Raw genomic sequence first — 7,175 nt, 5'->3', positions numbered from 1 at the left:
GAAAAATACAGGCGGAGGGAACAGCCGTCTCTGCATCTGGAGGATCGGTAAGATCAAAAGGCGGGCGTAAATCTGTCTTGAGACACGAACCTGTGAAGGATGAAGCTCAAATCTCAGCGTAGCGGATTTGAGTAGTTCACAGTGACAGGGTAATTTTGCAAATGATTATAAAATATTAACCATTGCCCATTGTCTATTCCCCATTGCCTATCCTAATGTCTTTACTCACTGAATCCCTAAAAAAATACTTCGGTTATGATAGCTTTCGCCCCGGGCAAGAGAAAATAATTCAAGATGCGATCGCCCATAAAGACCTTTTAGTTATCATGCCCACAGGGGGTGGAAAATCCCTCTGCTTTCAGCTTCCAGCCCTCTTGCAAAAGGGTTTAACCATTGTAATATCTCCCCTCATCTCCCTCATGCAAGACCAAGTTATGGCATTACAGGATAACGGTATCGGGGCAACCTACCTTAACAGTACCCTCAACTATGAAGAAGCAAGAATGCGTCAAAGGGAAATTTTGGCAGGGAAAATAAAACTCCTGTATATCGCCCCTGAAAGGCTCGTAAGTGAAGCATTTGCTCCCTTTTTAGACACCGTCGCCCAAAAAATTGGTATTTGTGCCTTTGCCATCGACGAAGCCCATTGTATCTCAGAATGGGGTCATGATTTTCGCCAAGAATATCGTCAAATGAAATACTTACGTAATCAATTTCCCCGAGTGCCGATTATCGCCCTCACCGCCACCGCCACCGTCAGGGTACAAAAAGACATCATCAAAGAATTAAACCTGCGTAATCCCCAAATTCATCGCTTCAGTTTTAATCGTCAAAATCTTTACTACGAAGTACAACCCAAAGAAACCCGTGCCTATAACCAACTACTCCATATTATCCGTTCTCACCAAGGTTCAGGAATAGTTTATTGCATTAGCCGTAAAAGTACCGAAGAAATTGCCGATAGATTAGCCAGAGATGGGGTTAGCGCCCTTCCTTACCATGCAGGATTGAGCGATAAAGTGCGATCGCACTATCAAACCAGATTTATCCGAGACGATGTACGCATCATGGTAGCCACCGTCGCCTTTGGTATGGGCATCAATAAACCCGATGTGCGCTTAGTAGTACACTACGACTTACCCAGAAACATCGAAAGCTACTATCAAGAATCGGGCAGGGCAGGAAGAGACGGCGAAAAAGCTAATTGCATCCTCCTATATAGCCTTGGCGATAAACAAAAAATTCATTACTTCATCAGACAAAAAAGCAACCCCCAAGAGCAAAAAATTGCCTATGCCCAACTAGCAAAAGTAATTGAATATGCCGATACTAACTATTGTCGTCGTATCCCTCAACTCAACTATTTTGGCGAAAAATTTAGAGGTAATTGTGGTAACTGTGATAACTGCCTAAACCCCAAACCCATAGAAGATTGGACCATTGAAGCTCAAAAATTTTTGTCCTGCGTTTATCGCACCAATCAAAGATTTGGTAGTAAACATATCATAGACGTATTAAGAGGCTCAAGGGATAAAAAAATCTACGAATATGGACATCACCTATTATCCACCTATGGCATCGGAAAAGATCATACCAGCGATGAATGGAAAAATCTAGCCACCTCCCTCGTCTATCAAGGATTAGTCAGACAAACTACCGACGGATATAATATCCTCAAAATAAACGATCAAAGCAAAAAAATTTTAAAAGGAGAAACCAAAGTATATATCGCCGTCAAAGGTAAAACCGTTAAAAAAATATCCAGAGATTTAAACTCCCAAGCCATAGAAGTAGAAATTTTACTAAATCAACTCAAAACCCTACGAAAAAAATTAGCCGACTTAGAAAATATTGCCCCCTACGTCATTTTTCACGACTCCACCCTCAAGGTGATGGCACAAATGCAACCTGACACCAAAGCAAAATTTGCCCAACTTTCTGGGGTAAACGACTATAAATTACATAAGTATGGCGATATATTTATCTCAGAAATTAGAACATTTATCCAACAAAAACAATTACCCTTCCAACTGCCTACCAATACTCAAATGAAAACCCTACAATTGTATCAACAAGGATTAGGTATTACCGACATTGCCAAAGAAAGGGGTTTGTCTGTTACTAGCATCGTATCCCATCTGAGCGAATTGATAGAATTGAATCAACCTGTTACCATAGATAATTTTGTGACAACCCAGAAACAAAAGGTTATCCTAGATATTCTCAAAAAGGTAGGACATCAAAAATTGAAAGATATTAAAGAGCATTTACCCGATGAATATACCTATGATGAAATTAAATTAGTTAGGGCATGGTTTAAAAGAATTAATAATTGAGAATTGAGAGTTGATAATGAAACTTTAATCAATATTATGGTTTAAAAGTGATTTTGCCCTTAAAAATAATAGATCTAAATAGGTTATGATTTATCGTCAATTTTCATAAGAATGTCATATTTTTTTCGTGATTCTAAAATAGAGTAGTAAATAGTAGTCATATTAAATTACTGATTATTAAAATTTAAGGTCAGCTCTTCATTTTTTTATTTATAATTTATATCAATTTTATATATGGATAATATACTGTTAAATAGATACGAAATCATCAATCATTTAGGGACTGGGGGATTTGGAGAAACCCATCTTGCTAAAGATTTACATAGCCCTACCCAAAAAAGAGTAGTGGTAAAATCCCTCAAACCAATCCATGATAAGAGTAAGTCCGAATTAACAGAAAAATTGTTTTTAAAAGAAGCCTCTACCCTAGAAGACTTGGGGGAAAATTGTAAACAAATTCCCACTCTTTATGCTTACTTTCACCACGATGAAAGATACTATTTAGTACAAGAATATATACAAGGAAAAAGCCTTAATCAAATAGGTGTTATTTCCCCTGATAGGACTAAGGAAATTTTACTTTCTTTTTTGGAAGTATTGAAATATATCCATAGTCAAAATATTATCCATCGAGACATTAAACCAGAAAATATCATCATCCGAGAAAAAGATAATCTACCCGTGTTAATCGACTTTGGGGCAGTAAAGGAAAAAATGGGGAGTTTTACCACCGCCGATGGCTCCATTGTCAGCTCTGTAATTGTTGGTACAAGGGGTTTTATGGCTCCTGAGCAAAGTTTGGGGCGTACGGTTTTTAGTTCCGATTTATTCGCCCTTGGTTTGACTATGATTTATTGTCTTACGGGAAAATCTCCCATCGAGTTTCCTTCTGATACGGTTACGGGGGATTTGCAATGGCAAGATTATGTGCCAGATTTAGAGCCTCGTTTTCAGGAAATTTTAGAAAAGGCTACAAAAATAGATATTCCTAGCCGTTATCGCAGCGCCGAGGAAATGTACCAAGATTTATTGGCTATTATGGAGCAAAATATTCCCATATCTAGCCCCGTGGCAACCACCAGATTATCTTCCCCTTCGGATACTTTTGTAAAAACTCAGGTAATAACTCCTCGCCTCGACTACGAAGCCCCAGAAGATTCGGATTCTACTTTTGCTTATCCCCTCAAGGCAATTATGGGGGTATTGGTAATATTAATGGCATTAATAGCAGGTTTTTTCTTTGCCCAACCTCGGCAAAATAATCAGCTAGTGGTGGGTAATGATAATGGGGTAGAGGAGGAGGTTGATGGAGAGGATGACATTGTAGATGGGGAGGAAAATGAGGAAACGGTGGTTACTTCCCCTGTGCGTCCAGAAAATCCCCCTGTAACTCCTATCGCCCCTCAAAATCCCGTGGTTTCTGATGATAATTCTTCTAATCCTCCCCCTGTGCAGGATGAAAATTCTGGGGGAAGTAATGCCCCTGAGAATCCCCCTGTGAATAATGATAATCCTCCTCCTAGCCCTCCTTCTACTCCTCCTACTCCCGAAATTCCTCCCACTGCGCCCCCTGCTAATACTCCTACCCTCTCAACGGGGGAAGCGGTGCAGACTGTACAATCGTTATATTCCTATGTGTCGTCAAGGCAGTTTGACAGTGCGATCGCACTTTTTTCTCCATCCATGCAAGGTCAATTTAGCCGTAGTTTTTTCCAGCAATTCGATAAAGTGACGGTGGAGGATTTGAGGGTGACATCCCAATCAGCGGATTCTATTACCCTAGTAGGTTCTAACACTTATCATTATCCTGATGGTACCACCCAAAGAGAGCAAAGAAATTTTACCATCACCTACAGTAATGGAGTACCAAAAATTTCTTCTTCTCAATTTATTAGGGTGACGCAGTCAAGACAATAAAATTATTGAATGTGAACAAATTACTATGGTTCTTCTTCATATTGTGCGATCGCATTTTTAATAATGTCGTTACCAATGTCAGAAAAATCAGATTTGGAATAAATGGTAACCAAAATAATTGCTGTTTCTGTTTTTACGTAATAAATAACTCTATAACCGCTACTTTTTCCTTTCTGAATATCACTATTTTTTACACGAACTTTAAAAACTTGATATTTAACTCCTTTGATTTTATCTCCAAGTAATTCTCCTTGTTGCAGTTGCTCAATTAAGGGTTGAATATCAGTACGAATAGAGCGATAGCGTTTAAAAAGTTCTCGTAAATCTTTTTGAAAACGTGGTGTTAGTTCAATGTGAATTAAGGGTGAGCTATTCTGCATCAATACCTTCCCACATTTTGTCAAGAGGAATAGTTTTACCTGTTATTGCTTCGTGTAAACCTTGATAAATTCCTTCTATTAGTTTTTCTGTCGAAGTTTCATGGGCATCTGTATTCTCTTGACCATTATTACTTAAAATGATTACTTCTACTTTTTGACCAGCTTTAAATGGTAAATCAGTTAGAGTTAATTCCTGAGAATTATTGATGGTTAGATGTTTTTTATAAACATTCATATAATTAATCACTTTTAGGTCAATTTTGATTTTAGCAATTCCTTGAACTATTCACCCGTTAAGCTCAGATACCAAATAGCACACCCTATCTCTATCTGACTAATTAGTAATCACCTCTTTGAAGCGAATTTCGTCCCGATGGGGATCACAATAAGCCACTTGGAGCATGAATGTTTCTCCTAATTTTACAGGGCGATCGCACTTATAGGGAAATTCTAAACCTATATCTTCAAATAAAATCAAAGCAAGACGATCATCTTCCCGTAACCAACGCAACATCAACACTTCCCATGTCTCATCAGAATGTTGTTGTAAATATTGCAAGGTCCAATAACGGTTAGTTTGTCTTTCCACCAATACCGCCTCGGAAGAAGTAGAAGTAACATTAAAGAGAATGGACTGCATCTCATCCCTTGCAAAGGGTAACTCATCCCCCCGTAAATGGGCTTTAATTTGAAAATGAGCTAGTAAATCAGTATAGCGACGAATGGGAGATGTCACCTGAGTATAGGCATTTAAACCCAAGCTAGAATGACGGATGGGAGATAAACCCGTTTCACTTTTGGGCATACAACGGCGAATGGCAGACGAGCGCACGGGGCCCGCTGGCAGTAAAATCAGTTCTTCATGGGGGGGTAAATCAGGCTGAGGTTGTCCACGGAAAGGCACGGGAATATCATGCTCTTGGCAAAAACGCCCTGCCACTTCCCCCGTCAGAATCATCATTTCCGCCACCAAGGTACGGGAAAAGGAATCATGTAATAACTCAATGGTTACATCGTCTTCTCCTTGTACTTTAATAATCGCCTCTGGCATAGAAATCATTACCGAGCCATTATCTCGGCGCCATTGCGATCGCAACTTAGAAGCCTCTGCCAATTGTTTAACTTCTGGTTCGGCCTGTATATCCAAATGTAGCATTTCGTCCACATCATGGTAAGTAAGGCGGTAAGTGGGCTTGATATAGGTAGAGTGTATTTCATAATCCTTGATCGCCCCAGATTCATCAAGGGTAACCCCAAAACTAAGGGCAGGGCAAATTTGACCTTGCACCAAACTCATAGGTCCGGTCGCCAAAACAGGGGGAAACATGGGAATCATGCCCGTGGGTAAATATAAACTGGTACTACGTTTACGGGCTTCTAAATCTAGCTCATCATGGGGATTAATTAAGCGAGTAGGATCAGCAATATGTATCCAATAACGTAAACTGCCATCGGCGAGGGTTTCCACACTCAAACCATCATCAATCTCCTTGGTGCTTTCATCATCGATGGTATATACCTTGTGATGGGTTAAATCTAGGCGAGGCTGAAGATCTGGTATTTCTATCCCTTTAGAAATGTTATAAATGATTGATTGAGCCATTTCTGCTACCTCTAAAGGAAAGTTGTTAGGATAGGAGCTACGACGCAAGAATAAATTCTCATGTTCGCTCCATAATTTCAGGTCAATCAATAACTGCCATGCTTCTTGAACAGTTTTAGATCTATCAATGTTTTCTAAAATCTCTTGGGCTTGTTTTGGAGGGTTATCGGGTTGTAATACCCATCGCTCAACAAAATCTAGTTTAATCAAATCATTATCTGTCCATTGAACTTCTTCCCCCCTCAAGGCTTGGTTTAATCTCTCGAAAAATTCTTCTTTTTCCTTCCTTTTTTGGGTTTCAATGTCGATCTGATGTTTTATTTCCTCTACTTGGGTGGCAGAGCGAGGTTCATAAACATCGGCTTTCTTTTTAAAGTATATTTTATCCTCAGATAATAGTAGGTAAGATGCGTAACAAAGAAGGGGGGTTTCTTCAGAAAAAATTAACCCTGCAAGTTCTGCTGGAGTGATGGGGGTTGATTCTTCTACTAATAATTCCCAAGCGATTTCTAGGCTAGAGGGATCTAAATATTTCTCTACTTCTTGACTAAACTGTTCAATATCTGAAGGTTTAAAGGATTCACCCTTCACATGATAATCAATTTTTTGCGGTCTAACCTTATGATTAGTCCCATTTTTGTCTATGGCAATCCAATCTTTTTTTCCTTCTGGTTTGTCGATAACTGCTAAACGGCGATCGCCATTAACCTTAAATTCTACTAGTGTTCCTTTTTCCACCCTGAACCCTTCTTACTATGATTTGATGAGCAACATAATCAAGTTTAAGATTATTAGGCAAATGTGTAAAGCCAAACCCTAATCAAACATTAATCCCAGAAATTATTAAGAATAATTAATAAAATTTTAAAATATTCTTTAAACAAACACTAAATATAAACTAATCCCTTACCATTGAGATAAGATCAATATACTTGTTAG

At 38.9% G+C, this 7,175-nt stretch carries 5 protein-coding genes; 2 read left to right on the top strand and 3 right to left on the bottom strand.

Going from position 1 to position 7,175, the window contains the following annotated elements; translation table 11 throughout:
• Nucleotides 1–215: 215 nt before the first annotated feature.
• Both recQ and ACXITR_RS13415 read left to right on the top strand, forming a co-directional pair.
• Nucleotides 216–2,336 carry a DNA helicase RecQ gene (gene recQ, locus ACXITR_RS13420; RefSeq protein WP_457997729.1) on the top strand — a complete coding sequence of 707 codons (2,121 nt, stop codon included), beginning with the start codon at nt 216–218 and terminating at the stop codon, nt 2,334–2,336.
• A 234-nt stretch (nt 2,337–2,570) separates the two neighbouring features.
• Nucleotides 2,571–4,253, top strand: coding sequence for a protein kinase domain-containing protein (locus ACXITR_RS13415; protein ID WP_457997728.1), 1,683 nt, complete (start codon nt 2,571–2,573; stop codon nt 4,251–4,253).
• A 23-nt stretch (nt 4,254–4,276) separates the two neighbouring features.
• On the opposite strand, the gene ACXITR_RS13410 is transcribed toward ACXITR_RS13415, so the two are convergent.
• The 3 genes from ACXITR_RS13410 to ACXITR_RS13400 form a co-directional block, all read right to left on the bottom strand.
• The gene (locus ACXITR_RS13410) at nt 4,277–4,633 is read right to left on the bottom strand and encodes a type II toxin-antitoxin system RelE family toxin (RefSeq protein WP_457997727.1); all 357 of its coding nucleotides are present in this window, start codon (nt 4,631–4,633) and stop codon (nt 4,277–4,279) included.
• Complete coding sequence (locus ACXITR_RS13405; RefSeq protein ID WP_457997726.1) at nt 4,623–4,880, bottom strand: hypothetical protein; 258 nt, start codon at nt 4,878–4,880, stop codon at nt 4,623–4,625. The genes ACXITR_RS13410 and ACXITR_RS13405 overlap by 11 nt, the downstream gene beginning before the upstream one ends.
• An 87-nt stretch (nt 4,881–4,967) precedes the next feature.
• On the bottom strand, nt 4,968–6,974 hold the full coding sequence (locus ACXITR_RS13400) for a ribonuclease catalytic domain-containing protein (protein WP_457997725.1): 2,007 nt from the start codon (nt 6,972–6,974) through the stop codon (nt 4,968–4,970).
• Nucleotides 6,975–7,175 lie beyond the last annotated feature (201 nt).

The sequence above is a fragment of the Cyanobacterium sp. genome (assembly GCF_054166785.1).
The sequence above is the reverse complement of the archived record's forward strand: the minus strand, read 5'-3'. Positions and strand labels throughout refer to the sequence as shown.

Bases quoted from the DNA above. Each gene is read 5' to 3' on its own strand.
- recQ (WP_457997729.1), top strand. From the start codon at position 216: ATGTCTTTACTCACTGAATCCCTAAAAAAATACTTCGGTTATGATAGC.
- ACXITR_RS13415 (WP_457997728.1), top strand. From the start codon at position 2,571: ATGGATAATATACTGTTAAATAGATACGAAATCATCAATCATTTAGGG.
- ACXITR_RS13410 (WP_457997727.1), bottom strand. From the start codon at position 4,633: ATGCAGAATAGCTCACCCTTAATTCACATTGAACTAACACCACGTTTT.